This window comes from Acinetobacter nematophilus, from assembly GCF_026344175.1.
GTDB lineage: Bacteria > Pseudomonadota > Gammaproteobacteria > Pseudomonadales > Moraxellaceae > Acinetobacter > Acinetobacter nematophilus.
Window position 1 is genome coordinate 659,330 of the sequence record NZ_JAPKMY010000002.1, and the last position, 24,480, is coordinate 683,809.

At 37.5% G+C, this 24,480-nt stretch carries 23 protein-coding genes; 12 read left to right on the forward strand and 11 right to left on the reverse strand.

The annotated features are described in order from the left end of the window. The first annotated feature begins 206 nt into the window (after positions 1–206). The gene (locus tag OSH00_RS06800; protein ID WP_266129795.1) at positions 207–1,514 is read left to right on the forward strand and encodes an MFS transporter; all 1,308 of its coding nucleotides are present in this window, start codon (positions 207–209) and stop codon (positions 1,512–1,514) included. Between the two features lie 105 nt (positions 1,515–1,619). On the opposite strand, the gene OSH00_RS06805 is transcribed toward OSH00_RS06800, so the two are convergent. The 3 genes from OSH00_RS06805 to OSH00_RS06815 all read right to left on the reverse strand — a co-directional run bounded on the left by OSH00_RS06805 (position 1,620) and on the right by OSH00_RS06815 (position 7,116). After that, positions 1,620–2,768, reverse strand: coding sequence for a phospholipase A (locus tag OSH00_RS06805; RefSeq protein ID WP_266129796.1), 1,149 nt, complete (start codon positions 2,766–2,768; stop codon positions 1,620–1,622). Positions 2,769–2,797: 29 nt separating this feature from the next. Beyond that, the gene (locus tag OSH00_RS06810; protein WP_266129797.1) at positions 2,798–5,737 is read right to left on the reverse strand and encodes an insulinase family protein; all 2,940 of its coding nucleotides are present in this window, start codon (positions 5,735–5,737) and stop codon (positions 2,798–2,800) included. A 911-nt stretch (positions 5,738–6,648) separates the two neighbouring features. Next, positions 6,649–7,116: a GNAT family N-acetyltransferase gene (locus OSH00_RS06815; protein WP_196075428.1), complete on the reverse strand. Its 468-nt coding sequence runs from the start codon at positions 7,114–7,116 to the stop codon at positions 6,649–6,651. Between the two features lie 259 nt (positions 7,117–7,375). Between OSH00_RS06815 and OSH00_RS06820 the strand changes: the two genes are divergently transcribed. From OSH00_RS06820 to OSH00_RS06855, 8 genes are all read left to right on the forward strand, one after another. Further along, positions 7,376–8,380: an adenosine kinase gene (locus OSH00_RS06820; protein WP_266129798.1), complete on the forward strand. Its 1,005-nt coding sequence runs from the start codon at positions 7,376–7,378 to the stop codon at positions 8,378–8,380. A gap of 19 nt (positions 8,381–8,399) precedes the next feature. Further along, positions 8,400–8,711 (forward strand): Rieske (2Fe-2S) protein, encoded by a 312-nt coding sequence (locus OSH00_RS06825; protein ID WP_196075437.1) that lies wholly within the window; start codon positions 8,400–8,402, stop codon positions 8,709–8,711. A gap of 14 nt (positions 8,712–8,725) precedes the next feature. Beyond that, complete coding sequence (locus tag OSH00_RS06830; RefSeq protein WP_266129799.1) at positions 8,726–9,334, forward strand: OB-fold-containig protein; 609 nt, start codon at positions 8,726–8,728, stop codon at positions 9,332–9,334. 1,195 nt (positions 9,335–10,529) lie between these two features. Beyond that, on the forward strand, positions 10,530–10,721 hold the full coding sequence (gene cydP, locus OSH00_RS06835) for a cytochrome oxidase putative small subunit CydP (RefSeq protein ID WP_004830439.1): 192 nt from the start codon (positions 10,530–10,532) through the stop codon (positions 10,719–10,721). Continuing rightward, the gene (locus OSH00_RS06840) at positions 10,721–12,307 is read left to right on the forward strand and encodes a cytochrome ubiquinol oxidase subunit I (protein WP_004830438.1); all 1,587 of its coding nucleotides are present in this window, start codon (positions 10,721–10,723) and stop codon (positions 12,305–12,307) included. The genes cydP and OSH00_RS06840 overlap by 1 nt, the downstream gene beginning before the upstream one ends. Further along, on the forward strand, positions 12,304–13,449 hold the full coding sequence (gene cydB / locus OSH00_RS06845; protein WP_004830436.1) for a cytochrome d ubiquinol oxidase subunit II: 1,146 nt from the start codon (positions 12,304–12,306) through the stop codon (positions 13,447–13,449). The genes OSH00_RS06840 and cydB overlap by 4 nt, the downstream gene beginning before the upstream one ends. 29 nt (positions 13,450–13,478) lie before the next feature. Continuing rightward, positions 13,479–13,580 carry a cytochrome bd-I oxidase subunit CydX gene (cydX, locus tag OSH00_RS06850; RefSeq protein WP_002120988.1) on the forward strand — a complete coding sequence of 34 codons (102 nt, stop codon included), beginning with the start codon at positions 13,479–13,481 and terminating at the stop codon, positions 13,578–13,580. 3 nt (positions 13,581–13,583) lie between these two features. Then, entirely contained in the window at positions 13,584–13,880 is a 297-nt protein-coding gene (locus OSH00_RS06855; RefSeq protein WP_004830434.1) for a cyd operon YbgE family protein, read from the forward strand. A 53-nt stretch (positions 13,881–13,933) separates the two neighbouring features. Here the strand turns inward: OSH00_RS06855 and OSH00_RS06860 are convergent, their stop codons facing one another. Further along, complete coding sequence (locus OSH00_RS06860; protein ID WP_266129800.1) at positions 13,934–14,479, reverse strand: GNAT family N-acetyltransferase; 546 nt, start codon at positions 14,477–14,479, stop codon at positions 13,934–13,936. A gap of 253 nt (positions 14,480–14,732) precedes the next feature. After that, positions 14,733–15,395, reverse strand: coding sequence for a YccT family protein (locus OSH00_RS06865; RefSeq protein ID WP_266129801.1), 663 nt, complete (start codon positions 15,393–15,395; stop codon positions 14,733–14,735). A 490-nt stretch (positions 15,396–15,885) separates the two neighbouring features. Here OSH00_RS06865 and OSH00_RS06870 point away from each other — a divergent pair, with 490 nt between their 5' ends. Beyond that, on the forward strand, positions 15,886–16,149 hold the full coding sequence (locus OSH00_RS06870; protein ID WP_196075489.1) for a hypothetical protein: 264 nt from the start codon (positions 15,886–15,888) through the stop codon (positions 16,147–16,149). Positions 16,150–16,338: 189 nt separating this feature from the next. Here the strand turns inward: OSH00_RS06870 and OSH00_RS06875 are convergent, their stop codons facing one another. Further along, a complete protein-coding gene (locus OSH00_RS06875; RefSeq protein WP_266129802.1) occupies positions 16,339–16,590 on the reverse strand; it encodes a hypothetical protein in 252 nt (83 codons plus the stop codon). A 105-nt stretch (positions 16,591–16,695) separates the two neighbouring features. Here OSH00_RS06875 and OSH00_RS06880 point away from each other — a divergent pair, with 105 nt between their 5' ends. Further along, positions 16,696–17,850, forward strand: coding sequence for a hypothetical protein (locus OSH00_RS06880; RefSeq protein ID WP_266129803.1), 1,155 nt, complete (start codon positions 16,696–16,698; stop codon positions 17,848–17,850). Positions 17,851–17,859: 9 nt separating this feature from the next. After that, on the forward strand, positions 17,860–18,726 hold the full coding sequence (gene thiM / locus OSH00_RS06885; protein WP_266129804.1) for a hydroxyethylthiazole kinase: 867 nt from the start codon (positions 17,860–17,862) through the stop codon (positions 18,724–18,726). Positions 18,727–18,910: 184 nt separating this feature from the next. Here thiM and OSH00_RS06890 read toward each other — a convergent pair whose 3' ends face one another. The 5 genes from OSH00_RS06890 to aceI all read right to left on the reverse strand — a co-directional run bounded on the left by OSH00_RS06890 (position 18,911) and on the right by aceI (position 24,325). Then, positions 18,911–19,294, reverse strand: a complete 384-nt coding sequence (locus tag OSH00_RS06890; RefSeq protein WP_266129805.1) for a 5-carboxymethyl-2-hydroxymuconate Delta-isomerase — start codon at positions 19,292–19,294, stop codon at positions 18,911–18,913. A gap of 29 nt (positions 19,295–19,323) precedes the next feature. Further along, the gene (locus OSH00_RS06895) at positions 19,324–19,737 is read right to left on the reverse strand and encodes a hypothetical protein (RefSeq protein ID WP_266129806.1); all 414 of its coding nucleotides are present in this window, start codon (positions 19,735–19,737) and stop codon (positions 19,324–19,326) included. Between the two features lie 21 nt (positions 19,738–19,758). Then, complete coding sequence (locus OSH00_RS06900; RefSeq protein ID WP_266129807.1) at positions 19,759–21,474, reverse strand: AAA family ATPase; 1,716 nt, start codon at positions 21,472–21,474, stop codon at positions 19,759–19,761. A 111-nt stretch (positions 21,475–21,585) separates the two neighbouring features. Then, positions 21,586–23,655, reverse strand: coding sequence for a hypothetical protein (locus OSH00_RS06905; RefSeq protein ID WP_266129808.1), 2,070 nt, complete (start codon positions 23,653–23,655; stop codon positions 21,586–21,588). 244 nt (positions 23,656–23,899) lie between these two features. Then, positions 23,900–24,325 (reverse strand): chlorhexidine efflux PACE transporter AceI, encoded by a 426-nt coding sequence (gene aceI / locus OSH00_RS06910; protein WP_266129809.1) that lies wholly within the window; start codon positions 24,323–24,325, stop codon positions 23,900–23,902. Between the last annotated feature and the right edge of the window lie 155 nt (positions 24,326–24,480).

A 24,480-nucleotide genomic window follows, 5' to 3' on the forward strand; every position in this document is an offset into this window, starting at 1 on the left:
TTGTTTTTTAAATATTTAATAATTATATATTTAAAATATATATCAACATATTGACATTATTTTATTTTTAAATATATTCGAATAGTCTATTTTGTATTCTAATCTTCAATATAAATAGATAAAGATGAGGAGAATTATGTTTAAAAACTCTTATCAACAACACAAAATATATCAACAATTTGACATAAACTAAGTAAGGAACACTTATGCAGTACATTGATGTACAGAAAACCCTTGACCAAGCAAAACCTAACAAATTTCACTTTAAAATTTTATTTTGGTGCTTTTTAATTATTGTTATTGATGGTTATGACATTGCAGTTGCTGGTGCTGCAATTCCATCCATTATGGAACAAATGCATGTTAATGCATCAACTGCTGGTTTTATGGCAAGCTCTGCACTATTTGGCATGATGTTTGGTGCAATATTTTTTGGGGGATTATCTGAGAAAATTGGACGTCGATGGACGATTTCCATTTGTGTTTTTTTATTTAGCATATTCACTGCAGCTGCCGGTTTTTGTAAAGACCCGGTAAGTTTTAGCCTATTACGCTTTATTGCAGGGCTGGGAATTGGTGGAGTTATGCCAAATATTGTTGCGCATATGACAGAATTTTCACCCAAAAAAATGCGCAGTTTTATGACCACAATGATGTTTTCAGGCTATGCTGTCGGTGGCATTTTAGCGGCTGCATTAGGTAAACAATTTATTCTCGCATATGGCTGGCAGGTTGTCTTTTTTGCAGCTGGAATTCCTATCATCATTATTCCTTTTATTCTCAAGTATTTGCCTGAATCACTGACTTATCTGAATAAAAGCAACCAAAAAGCGCAGCTTCATTCAATTATTCAAAATATTGAACCAAGTCTAACAGTGAACCCAAACACTCTACTTCAGTTTCCCATGGAGCCAAAAACCGAAAATGTTTCGATCACACAGCTATTCAATGATGGTCGCTTGATCAGTTCAGTGATGTTTTGGATCGCATTTTTTACAGGTTTATTTATGATTTATTCACTCAGTACATGGCTCACAAAGCTTATGGCGTTATCAGGCTATAGTTTAGGTTCAGCATTGAGTTTTGTTATTGCTTTAAATCTGGGCGCTGTGGTGGGTTGCGCTGTGGGTGGGTGGCTAGCTGATCGTTTTCATATCAAATGGGTTTTGGTCACGATGTATTTCTTAGGAGGCATATTCTTATATATGATGACTTTTGAACATTCTCAGTCCACACTCTATTTCATTATTGCAGCGGTTGGTGCATGTTCTACAGGCGCGCAGATTGTAGCATATGCATATTGTGGTCAGTTCTATCCAAGTAATATTCGCTCAACAGGTATTGGCATGGCGGGTGGAATTGGACGATTAGGTGCAATACTAGCCCCTCTGATTATTGGATACATCGTGACCCTCAACCTTCCACTTGAACAAAATTTTATGGTCATTGCAGCAGCAGGTATTGTCGGTGCAATTGGACTTGCATTCATCAATCATGATAAAGCAGCCGCTTAATCTCTTCATTGAATTCTAAAAATTAAAGCTGTTGTTACTTGTAACAGCAGCTTTAACTGACATACAAATCAAACAGCGACTTTTTTATTTGGACATCAATAATCACTAGTACCAATTCATCAAAGAAACACCTAAGCCAACATAAGTTGCTCGATGATTATAATCAATCAGGCTCTCACCATAACCATCAAATAACTGAAAATGTCCACGAAGTTTACCTTTGATTGGAAATGCCCAATCAAATTGCATCGCCCCATGTGAATCATCACCACCTTTTAACGAGTGACGCAGCATCAGCGAAAAATCATTATCATTCCAACGGTAGAATGCTGTTAAGTCGCCACGTCCAATATAGTTTTTAATATCTGGATTATTATCGTCTTTGAAGTCTTCTTCGATGCGGTACCATGGGCGAACCATCAATGCAAAATTATCTTTTTCAAAGCCAAGGTTTAAAATCACCCGGTTCCAACTGCGTGAAAGTGGATCAGAACGACCATTTGATTGATGATTTAATGTTAATCCCAGCAAACGACCATTTAGACCCAGTAAATTATAATTGGTTCTAAACATCAGGCTTGCTTCAGGTTCGTAATTGGTCTCTCTGAATGGACGAGATTCCTCGCTATTATATACCTGCCAACGCGATGATTGAGTATAGCCCAGCCAAAGATCACCATTATTTCCGAACAGATTCTCCACTGCCTTGGTTTTTAAGGAAATCTGGAATTTGGCTTCCATTGATTTTAAATTCTGATCTTCATTTACAGTATTCTGTGGATTTGGACTTTGGGGAAATTCATTTTTCTTGCTGGTCCAAAAAGCTGGAAGCAAATAAACGGGTTGATGTGCACGAATATTCCATGTCCCCAGTTTACTGTCTTGAGACAGTTCCCAACGGCGATCCAATAACGAGGTATTTGGATCAATCTTATCGCCATGAATAGCAAATAAATTTTCAGCAGTTTGCCCAATTTTTTCTTTAAGCGTTACAGGTTCCGGCTTTGCTTTCTCGATATCCATCGCTGCACGCTGTTCTGAAACCAGCACTTGAGCAGGAACTGCAGGCGTTTTAAATATCTTATCGTAACACGCCAAACGATCTGCATTTGATTCCAGTGCCACACAAGCTTGAGTGCTTGCAGGATTCACTTGAGCCGCATCATCTGCATAAACAGTGGTCACCAAACTAAAACTGAGCATCATTAAGATGCTCAGGTTCACTGGTGTACGTTCAAAACTTTTGAACGACATAGAATTCTCCAGAAAGAATTTATTTTGAGTTAATTGACTTTTTTAATTTCAAAACCTAATTGTTCCAACACATCTTTTTTAGCAACTGGAGCAACCACCGCGCGTACAGGTTTTTGCTCTCGCAAATAAGTGTGTGTCACACGCTTAAGATCATCAATTGTAACGTTTAATAAACGTTCACGTAATTGCTTTCTAAACGCTGGAGTGCGTCCATGAAGCAAGGCATAACATGCCGTGATTGCTTCACCTGCCGGAGAACCGGGTTTATCCATACTTGAAACCAACCCCAGAATTGCTTCTTCAAGCTGATAAGCATGCTGTTCCTTGTTCAACAGCCAATCTAAACTTGCATCAAAGTCTTGGAAGGTTTCTGCAAGGCGTGGGTCACGATAACTATAAAAGCGGAAAGAACATGCATTGCCATCGTAACTCGCTCCACCACCATAGGCACCACCTTTTTCACGGATCGCACTGTGTAAGAAACCATTACGCAAGTAACCAGCCAGAACCATCAGGGGTGCTGCATCTGGATGTGAAACTTCCACCGCTTGATAAGCAGAGGCGCAGAACTGAACATTGGCTTGAATCAACCAAGCTTGATCGGCATGACTATCATCTTGCTCTACTTTAGACAAATATATCGGTGCTTGATTTACGCGCAGTTTATCCCAGACTGTTTGAACTTCTTCCACCAATCGTTCTGAATGATGCTCCTCACACACCAACAAGAATTGTTTTGGTGCAAGCATTAAACCACGATGTATTGATTTTAATTCTTCAATGAATTCGTTATAAGCATCTACATCATTTTCAATTTTCGCAACCAGATCACCAAGCCAATTTAACGCCCCTAAACCGGTATTATCATAATCACGTTTAGCCAAAGCACTCATATGTCGTGATGCTGTTTGCATTGCATAACTGTGACCTGAACCAGATAAACGTGAAGCCCAACGCGTCTTGCGCTGTTGTAGTAGTTCGATAATACGGTCTTTCTCATCAAAACGTAATTGCTCAAAAGCAAGCTTGAGTAATCCAATCGCATCAAATCTATCCGTCAATGATTTGGTGGTCAGCGTTAACCAAGCACTAATCTGACCTTTATCATCTGTTTTAGAGCGTAACGATGCCCCCATCCCCAAACCACCACTCACAGCAGTTTGTAGCTGTTGCAGCTCTAAATAGTCGTACTCACCTGCACCCACTTCTCCCATTAAAACGGACAATAGGTTGAAATAAGGAGATTTGACAATCTGTTCAGGAATTTGAATCAATACTTGCTGATAATAAATGCCATTGGTACCTGCATGATACAAATTCAAGGGTGTATCAATCCCGTTGCAGATAATTTCGCGTAATTGACCTTGAACAATGGGCAACTCAGCGGGAATATCTTCCAAGCCAACCTTAGGCAACAGGTCTAAATCATCTGGTGTCTCTTGACGAATTTTCAAAGCCTCTGTTTGTGCAATAATTTCAGCTTTATCCGCATCACTTAAAGCGGCACCAATTTTTGCCAAACGTGCTTTTTCTTCTTGTGCTTCACGTGCAGATTTATCTGCATCTGGTACAAGCGTCATTTGTACACGATGTGGATTATCCAATAAATGAACTTGAATTAAGTTCGATAACCACATTGGATCCTTAAGTTCTTCTTTGACTTCAGCAATAACGCTATCCACATCCCATGCATGAATTGGATCGTTGTGATGAATTGCGCTACCTAGACCATTCAAGATCAGGGTTAAACCATAAGGAGTACCATCACCACTGATTTCACGTTGATGTAATTCAATTTGATGTAAAATCGCATCCACCATATTCTTGTCAATCGGTTTTGAAGCAACCTCCTGCAGAATATTCAACACGCCTTGTCTAAAGGTTTCAGCATGTTCAGGATTTGAACCTTGTACACCGCAATAGAAAGTCATCTCATAGTTTGAATCATCTACGCCCATGATTGGACCTGTAGATTGAGCATAACCACAGGTCTCAAGATAATGACGTAATGGTGAAGCAGAGTTCTCCAATAAAACGCCTTCAACCAAACGCATACCTAAACGCAGTTTGACATCACTGGTTTTTGGCAATAACCACGACAGAATATGATATGTTTTATCTTTTAAATCTTCTGCATCAACTGCATAGGTTTCTTGTACGTTAATAGGTGATGTTAAACGTTGCTCTTCTTTTGAATAGATCGTTTCACCTTTTGTAAACTTAGAAAGTGCCAGCTTCTCAAATTGTTCTTGCAAATGATAGGCAGATTGGTCACCAAAAGTCATGAAGATTGCATTACTTGGGTGATAGTGTGATTTATAGAAAGCCACTAATTCTTCATAGCTCAGGTCTGGAATCTCCTTAGGATCGCCTCCAGAATTATAATGATATGTGGTTTTCGGAAATAAATGATGTGCCAATTGGTGATAAAGTTGATCAGAAGGCGAACTCATTGCACCTTTCATTTCATTAAACACCACACCCTTATAAACTGGCTGACCATCTTCCAATTCAATACGAATGCCTTCTTGCGCAAAATCCAAAGGATTTAAATTAGCAGCAAAAGCAGCATCCATATAGACTTCCAACAGGTTTTGGAAGTCTTTTTTGTTTTGAGTCGCAAAAGGATACGCTGTCCAGTCTGCTGCAGTGAACGCATTCATGAATGTATTTAATGAACGGCGAATCATCAAAAAGAATGGGTCGCGTACAGGAAATTTTTCTGAACCACACAAAGCTGTGTGTTCAAGAATATGTGCCTCACCTTTGGAGTCCATCGGTTGAGTACGGAAAGCAACAAGAAACACATTTTCATCGTGATCTGTAGCCAAATGGTAGTGCATTGCACCAGTCACTTTATGTTTATATTCAGACACTAAAATGTCTAAAGCTTCTACATGGTGTTGACGTACCAGCTGAAACGCAGGATGAACAGTTTGAGATAAGGTTTCAGTGACATCTACAGTCATGCGATCTCCAATATTAAATGTTTATCTATGCGTTTAAGTATAACTGAAACTTAAATAAATGCGATTCATTCCTAACACTAATTCTTAGTAAACTGATCAGAATTAATCACGCTTTGCTTTTAAAATATAAAGATTGAGAAATAGGTGAAATAAAAAAGTGATGACTAAAGCTTCAGTCCTCCCTGTAAAATTTAGCTGTCTGAACTGAACATCTTCATAAGTCATGATTTGAGTCGGTTGTTTTATCTGTATCTCAACGCTGAGTAATAAAAATACACAGAAAAATTGCACTTAATAATACAGCCGATGCTGTGAAAAGACTCAGCGCTAATTCTCCATGATCAATCGATTTATCCAGAAAACCGCACACCACGGCGCCTATGGTCAGGTAAGCATAAATACTGCCCCCCAATTAATGTTTATATTATTAATTATTCATTTGTGAATTGTTCAAAATTTAGTCCCGAAGATTAATTTAATGTCAATTCGAAGCAGTTACATCTTTAATTTATTCAAAAGCAATCAACTTAATGAAATTTTGCTGATTTTTATCCTTTTTTAGATCTGTCTGCGGCTCGCCATACTTTTGTTTCAGTCTGAGGAATCAAACTCCACAAAAGCCATCATCTTTCTCATCAATATCGCTGCTCAACGCAAAACTCGCCAGCCACCAGCAATCTATTCAATAAGCTATTTAATAAGTACAGAAACAATACATTATAAAACAAGTCCTGCCTTAAAACAGTTACGGATGATGCTTCCGAGGATCATATTGCATCCAGAATTTTATAATGAATTCAGGTTAATTTAGATCAATCCCCAAAATCACTGTTCTCCAATAGACTCATGCTTACCCATTACTTTGTTTGAGCAGCACTAAAAACCTTTTTGGAGAAAAAATTTTCAATTCATTAAATCAGATATTTGAAATAATTATAATTCGGGTGATTTTCAACAAATACATAATTCTGCTTTTGATAAAATGGTGCTGCATCTTTTTCGCTATTTAAGCACAGTGCAGAAAAATGAGATTTTGCTTTTTTTTCAAGTTCTTGTAATAAACGTTTGCCTAAACCGGTTTTTCGATATTCAGGTAAAACATAGAAACGACGCACACGACCGATTTTATGCTGTGTTTCAGGCTTTTGATTGGTCTCACTATCTTCGCTCATTTGAATATTTAGACCACCACAAGCAACCAGTTTATCTTCATCAAATGCCACCAACAGAAACTCACCTTGACGATTAAATTTATTTTTTCCTTGTTGAAATTCGTCAATCAGCCGTTGAATAAAGTGAAAACCTTCTTTTTCAGCAATAATGGCTAAATCTTGAATTTGTGCAGGCAATTGATCAACCTGCTGAATTAAAATATTCACTCAATCTCCAATGTGTTTAAAAAACGATAGACCATTGACTCAACTTTTATCTATTCTCGATCTATAACCTGATGATATAGCGAACTCAAGATAGAGCTTGTGTTTGAATCTTAGGAACTATTCAATAGCTGTGCAATAGCAGAACTTATAAAAATTGAAGAATGTAGCGCTTTATTCATAAATGATTTTTTCAACAAACTACTGTAAAGCTAAGCATTGGTGTAAACTTTAGTTTTTTAACATTGATGTGATGAAGAACATGGCAACAGTTGATCTTTTTGCAATTGGTAATGCATTAATTGACCAAGAATTTAGAGTTTCAGATGACTTTTTAACTGAACAAAATTTGCAAAAAGGCACCATGCAATTGGCTGATGGTGACACTCAAGCACAACTCTACAACAATTTAAATGCCAGCCAAGTTTATAAAGGGCAAGCCTCAGGGGGTTCTGCTGCCAATACCACAGTTGCATTCAGCGCATTGGGTTCTTCAGCATTTTATGCTTGCCGTGTAGGTAATGATGAATTGGGGCGTATTTATCTTGACGGTTTGAATGATGCGGGAATCATAACTTCACAAAAATCAATCAGCGAAGGTGTAACAGGAACGTGTATGGTACTTGTCAGTGATGACTCGGAACGTACCATGCAGACCTATTTAGGAATTACTGCGGAACTTTCAGCACAGCAAATGGATTTTGAACCTTTGAAAACAGCCCAATGGCTCTATATTGAAGGTTATTTATCCACCAGTGATACTGCACGCTTAGCTGTCAAGCAAGCACGCCAAATTGCACGTGAACATAATGTTAAAATCGCCCTTACCCTTTCCGATCCGGCCATGGTGCAGTACGCTCGTCAAGGTTTAAACGAATTACTTGACGATGGTGTTGATCTGATTTTCTGTAATGAACAAGAAGCTATGCTGTATACGGAAACGGATACTGTCGAAGCGGCTTTGGCGAAGTTAAAAACCTTGAGCCAAGATGTCGTGATTACTTTAAGTGCGAAAGGTGCTTTAGTCTCGAATCAAGATCAACATTTTTATGTCCCTGGTCGTAAAGTCAATGCCGTTGATGCGAATGGTGCTGGCGATGCATTTTCTGGTGCATTCTTATATGCGTTAAATTGTGGTGAAAATTTACAAACAGCTGCACAACTTGCTATTCTTGTTTCTAGTGAGGTGGTGGCTCAATTTGGACCACGTTTGGAAATTAAAGAATACGCAAATCTCCTCGAAACATTCAAAAAGGAATGTGCATAAAATGGCTGAAAAAATTGCAATGACCGATGAAATCGAAGAGCGTAAAGCACGTGCCTTCGACACAATGACAGGTGATACAATTTTTATCACTCAACGGGATGGGGCTTTTTATGCCTATCAAAACGTGTGCCCGCATCTTCAAACAGAACTTGAGTTTCTTGAAAATCAATTTTTAGATCAAGACGGAGAGTATATACAATGTTCAACTCATGGGGCTTTATTTGAAGTCGAAACAGGTGTCTGTATTTCTGGTCCGTGTCTTGGTGATAAGCTGGAAAAAGTTAATATTTCAGTTCATTCGGATGGTGGAATCTACATTGTAGATGAATGATCAAGGATGCTGCCATGCTACAATTCCTATTTGAACATGAATTAATGCCCTTTCATTTCAGTGTATTGGCTTTAATTTTACTGAGCATGGCAGAAACTTTTGGCTATTATCTAGGCATCCGACCGAGTACTTTTCTTAAAAAAGTGTCTCCTGATTGGTTGATTGAATCCCCACTTTTACAAGTAAAATTTTCAAAAGTTCTTATCTTCGTTTTTTTATTGCTCAACTTTAGTTTTGCAGGCTATTTTTTACAATTATCCATATTTGCCACCAAACAAGAATTTGCTGCTTGGTATTATGTGATTTTGCCAGCATTGGTGATCGCAATTTTTTTTACAGTGTTTATGATTCACTGTCTTGATCAAGTGATTAAACCTAAAATTACGACCAATCAAGTGGATTTACTTGGACGCCTTGCAACAGTATCAAGCGGCAATGCGCGTCCCGGTTTTTCTGCGCAAGCGCGTGTACGTGATGAAAATGGTCAACTTCACTATGTCCAAGTTGAACCTGAGTTTGGTGAACTAGAGTTTCAATCCCAAATCATCTTAATCCGTTTCCGAAAATCCCATTACATCGCCAAGAAAATTTCTACATCCAATCAGCTATTTAGTTCAGACTAGGATTAATTCCACATCTTTTTTGTGACTACTTTATGGGTCGATCATCAGCATTCAAGATGCTCAGAAGTTCATCAGTTTGTCCATTTTATAATTTTAGTTTGAAAACGCTTAAGCTATGAATCGATTTGAGCTTGGTTTAACTTTTCAGTTTTGTATATGCATAACACGTACAACTGTGATTTTGATACGCAGATGTCCAATAATGTAATTTTCAATATTCATTTTAAGATGCCATATGATCAGGCGTGCATTCCACCGTAGGGATCAAAGTGAAGCAATCACCAATGTATAGATGAAATGATTCGGTCTATGTTGAAGTTCCTAAACAAATGAATGATCATGAGTAAAATCCGATACCCAAACTCAAACAAATGAGCTTTTGAGTATCACAGAAAACTCAACCATCCCTATACTAAAAGCAATTATTGGAGTCTGTACCAAAACCAACTCTGCACATTGATGTTTCTCTATTCGTGAATCCTATGCGGTTTTGTAAAAAAAATGCTCTTCGTACACTAATATCCGAGCAAAGTCTGTTGCATATCGATCTTTAATACTCCATTCATGAACATGATCAAGTAGAGCCATAATGGGTGTCTCTGCCATGCGGTGACATACACATATCATTGATTAAAGGCCCAATAACAACTAAACATTTCATAAAATTCCCTCTTTTATCCCGTGCCTTCCTATTGATTAGTTAAAATGAATAAAATTTAGACAATACTGTATATTCCAGAACAAAAAAACACAGCTTATATTTCATCACTAAATCAATGACAGTTCTCATTTAATTGATCTTTTTTTGAATTTTTAATCAGGGCGAATAAAGCCTACTAAAAATCTCAGCTATTTTTTGATTCTCTAAATTCTATTTTTAATAAAAATAATACATCGGAATTAAACCAACCATTTCCATCAAGTTTATTCTTGATTAAGAATAAATCAAACCATTTTAGTTGGTTTAATAAAATCTAAACAATACCATTTTAGTTGGTTTTATTTTTATTAATTCTAAGTATTTTGATCAACTTTAAAACCCTTGTTTTTTAGTATATTTTTTAACATACAAAAATAATAAGCCACTGTTTTAATTAAGTTTAATAATATATTTTTATTTTAACTGTTTTATCTATTTATTTCTTGTTGTGTTTTGTTTAATAATATAAGCATATTTAAATAATAGGCTTAACGCATGAGCTTAAAACCTAATGATTTAAACCGTCGGTTAGTTAGAGAAATTGCAATCATATTAATAATTAAGATTGCACTTTTAATGACGATCAAACATATCTGGTTTGATGCGCCGACTATTCCTAAAGATTTTGATAACCAAGTTGCTGAGCGTATTGCTGGCAGTCCTTCCCAAATCAAGGAGACACGTTGATGATTTCTGAAAGCGTGGTCGATCTTTCGCGGTTCCAATTTGCAATGACCGCGATGTATCACTTTATATTTGTACCTCTTACTCTCGGTCTGGCTTTTATTCTTGCCATTATGGAAACCACTTATGTGATTTCTGGTAAAGAAATCTATAAAGACATGACCAAATTCTGGGGCAAACTTTTCGGTATTAACTTTGCTCTAGGCGTAACCACTGGTCTGACTATGGAATTCCAGTTCGGTACAAACTGGGCGTACTATTCTCACTATGTTGGTGATATTTTTGGTGCGCCTCTTGCCATTGAAGGATTGATGGCATTCTTTTTAGAATCAACTTTTATTGGTTTATTCTTCTTTGGCTGGGATCGCCTTTCAAAAGTTCAACATTTAAGTGTGACATGGTTGGTTGCGCTCGGTTCGAATTTATCTGCACTGTGGATTTTAGTTGCCAATGGTTGGATGCAAAATCCTGTCGGTTCAGAATTTAATTTTGAAACCATGCGTATGGAACTTGTAGATTTTGGTGCTTTGATTTTTAACCCTGTTGCTCAGGTAAAATTTGTGCACACTGTTTCAGCAGGTTATGTCACTGGGGCAATCTTTGTTTTAGCCATTTCAAGCTATTACTTATTGAAAAAACGTGATTTACCTTTTGCGCGTCGCTCTTTCGCCATCGCTGCAATTTTTGGTTTAGCATCAACACTTTCTGTTATTTTACTGGGTGACGAATCTGGTTATGAACTGGGTGATGTTCAAAAAACAAAACTGGCTGCAATCGAGTCTGAATGGGAAACTCACCCAGCGCCTGCACCGTTTACTTTATTTGGTATTCCGAACCAAGAAGAACAACGTACTGACTATGCCATAAAAATTCCCTATGCTATGGGGATTATTGCAACACGTTCATTGGATAAAGAAGTAACGGGTCTTAAAGATTTAATGGTTCAACATGAAGCACGTATCCGCAATGGTATGGTGGCTTATAGTGAACTTGAAAAACTTCGTGCCGGTGATCGTTCTCCTGAACTTATGGCATCTTTTAAAGAGAACCAAAAAGATTTAGGTTATGGCTTACTCCTTAAAAAATATACTGAAAATGTCACTGATGCTTCTGAAGCACATATTCAGGCAGCCACCAAAGATACGATTCCTAACGTAACAGCATTGTTCTTTTCTTTCCGTGCAATGGTGGCTTCTGGTTTCTTAATGCTCCTTCTATTTATCCTTGCAACTTTTGCAGTAGCAAAACGAAATGCTGAAAATAAACCATGGTTACTTAAATTTGCACTGTTTGCTTTACCACTTCCTTGGATTGCAGCACAAACTGGCTGGTATGTCGCTGAAGGTGGTCGTCAACCTTGGACCATTGGTGAAGTTCTCCCTACACACCTATCCGCATCAAGTTTAAGCACTGGTGATGTATGGGGTTCAATCATTGCATTAGCAGCGTTCTATACTGTGCTGTTGATTATTGAAATGTATCTCATGATCAAGTTCTCACGTTTAGGACCAAGTTCTTTACATACTGGTAAATATCACTTTGAAAAACTTGAAGCTCAACAAGCTCAAGCTGGGGAGGCTCAATCATGATCGAATATGAACTTCTCAAAATTATCTGGTGGGTTCTGGTTGGTGTCTTACTGATCGGCTTTGCACTCACCGATGGTTTCGATATGGGCTCAATGGCATTGATGCCATTTGTAGGTAAAACAGACGACGAGCGTCGTGCAGCCATTAACACGATTGCTCCACACTGGGAAGGCAACCAAGTCTGGTTTGTCACTGCCGGTGGTGCGCTCTTTGCAGCCTGGCCAATGGTCTATGCCACAGCATTCTCAGGTATGTATTGGGCACTGCTACTGGTCTTATTCGCACTATTCCTCAGACCTGTTGGTTTCGACTACCGTTCTAAACTTGAAAATACCAAATGGCGCAACTCATGGGATTGGGGTTTATGCATAGGTGGCGCGGTACCTGCACTGGTGTTCGGTGTTGCTTTTGGTAATATGTTCTTGGGTGTACCGTTTACCTTGGATGAGACTGTACGATCAACCTATACAGGTAGTTTCTTTGCGCTGCTCAATCCTTTTGCTTTAGTTTGCGGTATTGTCAGTTTATCAATGCTTTGTGCACATGGTGGTGCTTGGTTAATGCTTCGTACTGATGGGGTATTACGTCAACGTTCAGCAAAAGCCACTCAACTCATGGGTACAATATTTTTGGTATGTTTCTTAGCTGTTGGCGCTTGGCTGTATTTTGGTGGAATCGAGGGCTATACCTTAGTCAAACCTTTTGATACCAATGCTGTTGCAAACCCATTGGCAAAAGAAGTTTTGACTACAGGCAACCACGGTTGGATGAATAACTATTCAACTTACCCGATCACGATACTGGCACCAGTTTCAGCAATCTTGGGGGGCATCCTGATCATCTTCGGTGCAGGAAAAAATAAAGCAGGTATGAGCTTTACAGGTTCGACTTTAGCTGTAACAGGTTCAATTTTAACTGCTGGTTTTGCTCTGTTCCCGTTCTTAATGCCGTCGAGTATCAATCCTACTGTAAGCTTAACCATGTGGGACGCTGTTTCGAGTAAAAATACCCTAACGGTAATGACTGTAGTGGCTTCTATATTTGTTCCAGTAATTTTAGCCTACACCACATGGTGTTATTACAAAATGTGGGGCGTCATTACCAACAAACATGTTCAAGAGAACTCACACAGCCTGTACTAAGGCTGTGTCTAAGCAAATAGGAGAATATTATGTGGTATTTCGCTTGGATTTTAGGGATCTTGATGGCATGCTTTGCAGGTGTGTTAAGTGCCCTCTATATCGAACATCATCAAGATTTAGATGAGGAATAAATTATGGCAGAGATCGCAATGACAACAAAAGAAAGGAAGCCGAACAAGTTTGCAATGGCCATTTCATTTTTGATGGCATTGCCACTTGCAGCTGTATTACTCATTCACCCTGGTGCAATGCTTGATGCCAATGGGCACTATAACCATAGTGCTTTGATGATGGTCATGATTGGTATCTCAGGTGGATTTATACATGGTGTAGGATTTCTGCCACAGTTTTGGTTATGGAAATGGCTGTTTAGCCCCTATGTGGCATGGCCACTTATGCTGTGGGGCTATTACACTTGGTTCTTGACCTAATCTAAAAACAAGAAAACCCTGATTTATTCAGGGTTTTTTTGTTTGATATCCGTTCAAATCCTGTCAGCTATATTCTTTTTCATTTCAATTAAATGTAAATCTATAATTGGTGTACCCACATTTGCACTTAAAGGGTAATCATCAATGAGCCCCGTTGGTTGATAACCACAGCGTTCATAATAAGCAATCAACTCCTGACGGACACTGAGTACCCACATGACAAAATACGTTAAATCAGGATAAATGGATCGCATATCATCTCGTACGTAACGCTCTGCAAAATCCAGCACTTCCCTACCTATCCCTTGATTTTGCATTTTAGGTGCTATACAAAATGTACCAATCTCCACAGCCAATGGCTGAAATGTTAGACCTATACACCCCACCATCTCTTCAGCATATTCAGCAACAAATAATTTAAAATGATCAGCTGACAACATTTGTGCCAATTGTTCGGCATTGATTCGAGCACCAGTGACCATTTGTACTTCACTTGTCCAACTATTTCCCTGTTGTTGCCGATAGGCGCAATTGATCAAATCAACCAATTTCTGAATATCTAAAATTTGTGCAGGTCTAAATCTAAGCTGATGTTTCATTGAATTTTAGGTCTATCATTTTATTGTGAACAAATAACTTTATAAAACCTAATGGCTATTTTGAAAAGCGGTTTTGCATAGCAATCTTGAAGAGCGGTTTTTGAATAGAAATATCGAGCTTAAATATTTCCCTCAAACAAAAAACAGAACTTTTAAGCTATAAATCATAAAAAAAGACCATCGAAATGGCCTTTGATCTTGTTTAAGAATCCTGACGTCATACGCATAAACATCTGTAAAGTGCCATCTGATTCTATTGATCAGCCAACCAAGTCATAAACTTTTGACGTTCTGCTTTGCTTGCTTTTTGCCAAATTTGAATCAATTGCTCATCAGCAGCATTGCTATTGGCTACAGCAGATACACTTTTTGGTGCAGTATTTGAAACCGCCGCTTGAGATGACGCGGCATATACCGGTGCAGGTTGATTTACAGGCGTTTTTTTACTTGAAGTTAAATCAATCACACGCCCAAATACGCCAGAACCAAACCATGGTTTGGCTTCAGTATTGACACCTGTTTGTTGAACCACTAATCGATTATTAGTGTCTAAAATTGCAATCGTTGGCTGTTCTGCATATTTTTTTGCATCATCGAAATTCTTTGGCGCACCGACCAAAGCCAATTTATAATTTTGCCCATCTTTTAAATCAGGTGCTGTAATCGTAACCACACCTGATTTTAAAATATCGTGTTCACCGTTTAAATGCTCAAAATACTGTTGGTAACGTACACTTACCGCCGTCTGACCTGGATCAACTTGATATTCGTTCTTCTTGCGAATCAAACCTGAATTGACTTCTTGATCATTTACAGCCAATACAACAATTTCTTCTGGCGCAGATAGCGTGACTGCTGCAAAAACTGACCCACTTAACATTAAACCCAATGCAGCAATGCCGTATTTAAATGCCATGTTACTCTACTCTTATGTCAAAAATATGTAAAATTTATTGCACTATGCAATGTGGTGATGACAGTTTTATGACAGTGACTGTAGTTTTATCCTGAAACCTCATTGATTGGTTCTTTATCTTGATTTAGCGGATTAATTATTTAGCCTCGATCTTGATCAAAAGCAGCTGATTTGACAGAGATTTACTCCAAATTCAAGTCAATACAGAATCCATTTTGGTCAAAACATTGAATCGCTATTTGACTTGCAAAGCAGTCATTTTACCCTTCTGCAATTGACTGTAAATGTTGCAAGGATCATTACAACCAGATTTTTAAAGTGACTACTTTACATTAAATTCATTTAAAACATGGACTCATTATAACAATCAGCTGAGTTTGTATAACATTACACTTTTTTCAAAGCGACTACATTTTGAGCACAATTCTTGCTTGTTTTAATAGGTGCATATCGCACAATAAAAGATACTCAACAGAAAAAGAGGTGCAACATGATTTTTAAAGACCATATTGTCCGTGTTGAAAATATCAAGACCATGCAAATGCTGAGTGATGCAAAAGTAGATCATCAAGTGATTGCATTATTTATGACTTGTGAAGGTATTCCATTATCAACAGAGGATGTCAGCAGTATTTTAAGACACTATGATTGCCTAGGACAGCACAGAGTTTCAGCTCAAAAGGCTAAAGCTTTATTACAGGCTAAAATGGATCATTTTGAGGATTCAAAACTACCTTGTCCTGCTGCTTATTAATTTCTATCAGTACCTAGCTTGTACTTTAAATTCCATGTTTAGTGGCAAATACCATTAGTCTCGTATTTGCCACTTTTACTTATACATGTTGAATGTTTAACAATCTCGACACTGCTATTTGTGTAAAGTGATCGTGAATACATGATTTTCAAATGAGTAATACAATCCAGAGTGCTGTATTTTTTCTTCTCACAGTCTAGAGTGGTCAATACGTTTCAAAGCCACTCGCCGCCCGATATAACGATTTTCAATCGAATCAATTTGAATCTGTCGAAGTGTTGTAAGTCGAAAAATACCATATCGACATTCAATGTAGTTTGGCGTTGGAAAGATTAGAAAATGATCCCATGCTGATACCTCAAACGTATCAATCAGTTGTATTCGATAATTGAGATTCAATCTTTCAATCTCATTGAATAACCGTACGATTGCATCAAACATCATCAGATAACTAGATTTTATAAAACATTCATTTTAAGCAATCAGCTTTCCTCAATATAGATGTGTATAATGAAAAATCATCAATAAATTTGTATTTAACTCCATATGCTTCAAATTCTACAAAAACAGCTCGATGAAAGTGCATTTTGTCCATTGTGTCAGGCAAGTATGTATTATATTGAAGCTGAAGAATTTGAAAAAGAAATTCACTTTCATCAATGCAGCCATTGTCATCATCAGGTTTTTCCAAACCAGCAAGGTAATTGCCATTGTGAAACCTGTCAAAGTAAACGGCGTAAATTAATTAAAGAAACACGTCTGCAAGAAACCAGAAAATTAAAGAAAAAAGATGATTTTGAAATAGGTTTAGATCATCTCAGTTTTTTGCATAAATTATTTTTATTGAGTCTTTTAGACAACCAAGTGCATGAAAATACGCATCATCATGAGTTTATTGACTGGGAAATAATTAAATACCACTCGATTACACCCAACTATTACTTTCAAAGTCAGCTTTTTAATCAATTGATTAAAGAAAATATACTGGTGCCTAAAGACTTTAGTGATGATGCACATCAATACTATATCAATGTTCGTTTAGATGGTTATTCTGAACCCAGTCTATTTAGTATTACTACTCAGCTTCGCCATTGGTTTTATGAAAATTTGAGCCAGGGCATACCATTTAGAAATTCAGAAGAAGTTAAAAATGCACTTTATGTGGTGCTGTATCAGGAGATCGTGCAATTTACCCAACATTATTGCCGTACTTGGGGTATTCAGATTTCAGGAAATAAGAACTTCCAAAGCTTTTGCTATCGACTGCTTGACTCTCTGGCTGTTGGACAGATTTTCTACTTGATTCAAACAGCTCTAGAATACTTGTATCAGAAAAAAGCATTACAAGTGCGTAATGAAAATTTCATCAACACCAATATTCTTAAGAAAACTGTACAGCAATATCGTGAACGTGCCTTAGCAGAAAAATGGGAAACCTCGACACTCCCTCGCCCTCCTAATATTCCATTGAGTAAAATGAGTGAAATTCTGTTTTATCAATTTTTAGGCTACGATGAAGGCATCTTCTTTCAACCCGTTTGGAAATCTTGGAAAAAGATTGAACCACGTTTAAATTTCTATTCACAGAAACGCTGCATGTATTGTGGGTCAAATGAGCTTACCGTTGAATATGATGCTCAGAATTATGTGACATTATTCTGTCGAAACTGTAAACACCAAGACCATTACTTCACTCAGTAAGGACCTTATATGAATCATCCTGAAAATATTAGCCATTCTCAATCGGATCAACTTCATATCCAAACTGATGTTATCTTGCAAAAAGTTGTAGATGCTTGGACCGAATTACAAGCACAACAGCCTTTGGTACATTGTATTACCAACAGTGTTGCAGCAAATTACGCTGCCAATGTGCTATTGGCTGCTGGGGCATCTCCGGCAATGATTGATAATCCTTTTGAGGCAGAAAGCTTTGCATCAATCGCAGCTGCTTTAAGTATCAATGTCGGAACACCAACATCAGAACAAATGCAAGCCATGCAGATTTCAGCACAGACTGTGGCGGCTAAAAATACACCTTGGGTTCTTGATCCTGTAGGATATGGTCCATTTCTAAAATGGCGTAGTGAAATGGTTGATCAACTGGTTTTACTTAATCCGACCATTATTCGTGGCAATGCATCAGAAATCAGCGCACTTGCAGGCAACCAAGTTGAATCCAAGGGGGTTGATAGTGTAGCTTCAAGTCATCAAGTTTATTTGCAGGCTCATGCTCTTTTAAACCATTGTGAATGTGCAGCAATTTCTGGAGAATCAGATTTTATTCTTTCAAAAGAACTTAATCATGTAATTCAAATCAATGGTGGAAGCTTTTTACAACCGAAGATCACAGCAACAGGTTGTGCTCTGGGTGCTTTAATTGCGGCATATAGTGCAGTAACCACACCTACAATTGCTGCCATTTCAGCTCATATTCATTTTGCCATTGCAGGTCAGTTGGCTTATGAAAAAGCGTCATCTGTGGGAAGTTTTAATGTGGCATTCTTAGATGAAATTTATCAAATGAATACGGATAGGATTTGGGAATATAGCGATATTCAGATTTTCAACCTATAGTTTAAAGTAAACTTTTTAGAAGTCATGGTCTTCAAGCAAATCCAGATAGATTTTTAAACCGAATGTTTAGCCAGACAGACTTTATCCTGTAAGTCCTCGACCAGCCAATACAAAATAAGCCTTGTCCAATGGGGTATCGTGGTGGCTATGAAACTTGGGGCTTATATGTTCAGCCCCAGTTGAATCATTTCTGCACAAAGACTTTTTTATAGATTTCTCTTGGCATTTCAGCAAATTCTACACAGAGTTGAATTTCTAAGCCTCGTGCTGAATAGTCCTGAAATGATTGTAGAAATTGTGACAAATTTTCAGTCATTAAATCTTTTTGTTCTTCAGTGCGTCCGCTCAGACCTTGTAAGCGCACAAAGATAAATGCGTGTTGCTTGTCTGCACCATCCTCATCTCCAAAACCAATCAGATAATCAGATACTGACTTAACCCGCGATTTAATATCATGCGCATCGCTCACTAATCCCGTATTGAACAATGCATGGTTTAAGCCCAGCATTAATTTCTTTTTATCTAAATTCTGGATATTGTCAGAATAATCAATAAACATCTGTGGCATTTACTTCACCTTAATTGATAGCGGTTTTATCATAAAATTTGTGATGCAACTGTAGAACTGATGACCAATTCTAGGTTTTCATAATCATCAAATTGTTCAAATTCAAAAACAATTTTGATTTTTGCAATAGCTTTTAAAAAGCCATCACGACTTTCAATAAATTCCAGTTGATAAAGTTCGACTGGATTATGAATACTGTTGATCGTAAAACAGCCATTAAATTGATCGCATTCATCTTGATCAAAGACCAACTTCACGCCACTCAAATCCTTTAAATGATATGAAGGTAATGGCAGTCCCTCAAAAGAAATACTTGAATCAATTAATGTTTGTGCATGATAAAATGGGCATAACTGAAAGCTGAGACTATAATCCTGCATATGCTTATCTTTTGATAACACTGCCATACGCGAATTGAGTAATTTTTTCTCAAACTTATTCATTGTTTCATCACAAGAATGATTTTATTCGACAAACAGCAGTGCTAGACGCACTTGGTCATAACCCATTTTGGGGCTTGTCAGCTCTACGATTGGGCGTAATTTAATCGCCCCATCATCATTGAAATGACTTGGATCCTGACGTTTCATTAATTTTTTATAAATGGTTCGTATTTTCTCGACAACTTCTTCACCGGGATTGGCAACAGAAATATCAAGCCCCTGCTCTTTATGCAGTCTGGCCAAATGATTAATGATGGTTGCTGGCGTTAAACCTCGCTCAATGGCAATGTCTTGAATTTCATAACCACTTTCAAACAACTCTCGGGTTTCGTCCAATGTAGCTGAAGCATAATTGACTTTACCGTTATTACGCGCCAATTTTTTCTCATTACGTTCTATTTCAGTCGCATTCAAGGTTCCACCACAGTGACGAATAAATGCATTGTGCTGCGTGGTCAGATCAGCATCAGCATAGTGCTGTTCTGCTTCATTGGAAAGTTCTTGAAAACGACGATCTGCCTTGATTGCCAAACTATCAAGTTCTAATGCCTGATCATTAAAGCCAAGCAATCTAAGCCCCTCGATTGATTTTAGCCGTGATAAAGCAACGTAACCCTGTCCTTTTTCAAAAGTGTGACTCAAATTAATTTCAGCAGCTTCTAAAGTCATGCCTTGAGATTTATGAATGGTAATTGCCCAAGCCAAACGCAGTGGAACTTGTTGTAAACTTGCAATGGTTTTGCCTCCTTCATTGTCTACTGACCAAGTTTCCGGAGCGACCAATAAAGTTGTCCCATCGGTCATTTTCACCTTTGGCAACATTCCCATTTCATCATCTTCTTCAAAACCAATCACTTCGCCCAAACTGCCATTGATATATCCCATGTCAAAATTATTTTTAACAAACATTACTTTGGCGTGTTTTTTTAGGGTCAGTTCTTCAGGTGCTCGAACTGAAGATTTTAATGTTTCTATCAGCTTTTCATTGCCATCTGTGACTGCAACAAATTGATGATCATCTCCATCAATTGCATTTAAATGCTGAAAATTGATGCTATCCACATCCATATTATGTGTATATAAACGAGTAAATGTATCCCCGATATCTTGATGACGCGTATTCTGTAAGGCTTGGATATGCTGTGGCTGGATATGCTGTGCACGAATTGCATTGAGAATATCATTGAGTGCTGAGTCATCCTGGCGGTGCTGTTCAGTCAAATAACACACCCGAAATTTTGCCTCGACCCATGCATTAGACATAAAACAAAACTTATCACGATTTAGTTCGTTATTTTTTCCTACAGGCGGAAGCTGAAAGAAGTCACCGGCAGCAATTACTTGAATTCCACCAAAGGCATCATCAGATTCTTTAAAATATTTCAAAACCTGATTAACCAAATTCAATTGCTTGGCATGCAACATTGAAATTTCATCAATAATCAATACTTGAGCATTTTCTAAGTGTTCTTTGAGATATTTACGCTCTTTCATCCGCTTTAAATCATCATCTGAAAGCGTGTCTTTAATACCGATACCTGCCCATGTATGAATCGTCATACCATTCATGTGCGTTGCCGCAATCCCAGTAGATGCAGTAATTGCAACAGGGACTTTGCGGACTTTCAAATAATTGATGTATTGATTCAACGTATAGGTTTTTCCTGCACCAGCAGAGCCAGTCAAAAAGACATTTTCACCCGCTTTCATGAGTTTGAGTGCAGTTTCTTGTTTCATAACAGCCTTGAATTACCTAAACAGGATGGGACGGCTATAGCCTAACGATTTTTAATTAAAAAGTTAAGCCAAAAATAGTTTAGAAAACAGAATAAACCCCGTTAACGATGCTTATAAGTTACCGAGTTCCTCATTCGGTTGAATACTGCTTTTCCATTTTAAATGCTGATTTACATTTTCAATAAATGACAGTGCCTTGCTTATGTAATATTGCTCTGGGATATGATTATTGGGCAAACGCAGTTGATCAAAATTCAACTGTCCCAGTTTATAATAACAACCTAAAGTCATGACTTGATTGGGTTCGGTTATATTTGACATATGAAATGCAGCATATTCGCGTTCCACTATTCTTGTGCTGTATGAAACAGCTAGACAATGTTTGAAAACCACAGACTCTTGAGTGATTCCTTGAAGACTGTTGAGCTCCTCATAACACCACCCTTCAAAATAAATCTTTTGCATCGGTGTAATGCGATCCCACGAATCCACTGTGATTTTTTCTTTGAGTTTCGACATTGTTGCAACAAGATCATTGTGCATGTGCCATTTCTTCGCCTGTTGATAAAGACCAGACCAAGTCACATTACGTTCAATTTCATGATGCGTATTAAATAAATGCATTACATAATCAAGCACAAAGCTGTCATAAATACTGTAATGCGGCATTCGATCCGTATTGATATGCTTAAACTTCTTGCGAAAATCATCAACCTGAATATTGTGTTTGCGCATTTGAATAAAAAAATCAGGATGTTGTTGCAACTGAGGGTCTATGAATCTTAGCAATTGTGGAGGTAATTGGTTGGCAATATGCTGAACAAACAACATAAATGCCTGAACAACACGGCTGAGCTTAGCAAATATTTTCTTATAGGATTGAGCTTGATCACCTAGAATCAATGCAGCGAAATCCAACCACTCTTCGATATATAAATAAGAATTTGAAATCAACTTTTGCTTTGATTTATGTTCACTTAGTGATCCACCAAAACAGTAACGAGTATTCTTGGGATGTTTTTGCCATTCATTTGTAATTGCAAACGAATGACACTCTATTAAAAACAAACGTGCGGCACTATTTTTAAAATACTTCAATACAGCCAATATGACTTCAGGAGAGATTTTTGAAGTATCAATCAGGCTTAATACAGTGATTGTCACTCTGACGTTTACATCCACCATATGCCGACTAATCCAATCATTGACCTGTTCGTTTTGTTTGTATAGCCAATTCACTGTACGCTTTAATGTGAATATGGGTAATTTTACAAGCTGATCTAATTCCCAATATTCATCCTCTGCCTGCAAAAAATGCTGTTTACTCAATAAATCCTGATACTGCCAAAAACCTCGTTTCATATGCTTGGTATATGCCAGCATTTGTGGAAACTCTTGTGCATGTTTAGACAATAATCGATAACTTGTGAAATATTGTTCGATCTCACACAAACGTAATGACTCAGGATGAAAAACTTTAAAAATACGGAAAAAGTGTTTAGGCAGGAATTGGTCTAGTGCAAAAATAGCGTGATGGAGTTTTGGAATGAATTGTTGAATAGACAGGAATGTTTGCCCCAAGACAGAATTAATCAACAGTAAATGCTTAATATTAATTTCTACACTCAGCGGAATAGCTTTGCCATATTTAGCAAAATCAGAAACATAAGCACGATCAAAATAATTATAGTGCATTAAGATTCGATCAATCTGCTCAGCATCTGCCTCACGAATATTATATAAATACTGCTCTACTCTATTTTCACCCTCAATCCAATCAAAAATCTGCTCAATCAATGTTTGACGGAGGATTTGTGCTTTCGTTTTTAGATCAGTAGGGTGAATTTCATCATAAGATCGGGTATAAAAAGATATCTCTTGCGAGACGTATTCGATCAGTCGCTTGGGATAACACGGTGCCTCAGATAAATGTACCAGCTTGTCCTGATGAAACTCAAAAGACAGCCCTGCTGTCTCATCAAATTTAATCTGCAATAATTGATTGGCTATACCAAGTTTTTGTTGCACATGATCAAATTGAAAAAAGTTATCAGCATTCACCTCTTTTAAATAGTGCAACTGATCAAGATAAATACGCTCTAAGCTTGCTGAAACTTGAATTAATTCTTGTGCAGCAAGTTGGTGCCTGTTTGGCAGTTGATCTTGAACTGTCTGCACCATAATCTGCTTAATCCATCTCTTTTAGATTGTATAGAGTTGAATATTCTATGCGAATCATTTAACAAAACAAATCGCATTAGATTATCTTTTGCAAAAGTTTGTTAAGTCTCTGTGGAGATTTCATATCCGATTTACATGGCAGATTAAAATGAGAAAAATGGTTCTGCTGTTTTAAACAGCAGAACCATTTTCAAGCAACGATGACTATTCTGACCAAAATCAAGTTGGATGTTTTAGTGTTCAATTAAGAATGAACGGGTTTTATTCCCATACGATCCTCGATCAAATCGTAGCACCATTGGAAAATAAAGGTATAGATTAAAATACATGTGGTCATTCCTAAATCCAATAGGACTGCCTGCCACAATGTCATATCCATTGCATAAGCAACCATTGGAATGGTCGCCAACATCAAACCACCTTCGAAACCAATAGCATGCAGAACTCGCACTCCAATCGTACGCTTAAGCTTTCTTTTATGCTCGAACTTCTCGAAAAAATGGTTAAAAATCATATTCCATATAACAGATGTTACAGCCATAGCCACACCTAACACACCCGTAACTTCCATAGGAACTTCAAAAATAAAACTTAACGCAATCGCTATGATCACCAATAGGATGATTTCATAGCTCAATGCATGAATAATCCTTCTTTTGGAAACCATCATTTAAAACTACTCTTTTTGTTTCGATAATGGCATTATATTTTTATAATATTGATCAATCGAGTTAGATTCTTTCAATTTTATTGAAAGATCAGCTTCATTCTTTTTTCTATATTTCTTTCATTTTCACATGATTGAAATTACTAATCACGGTTCCA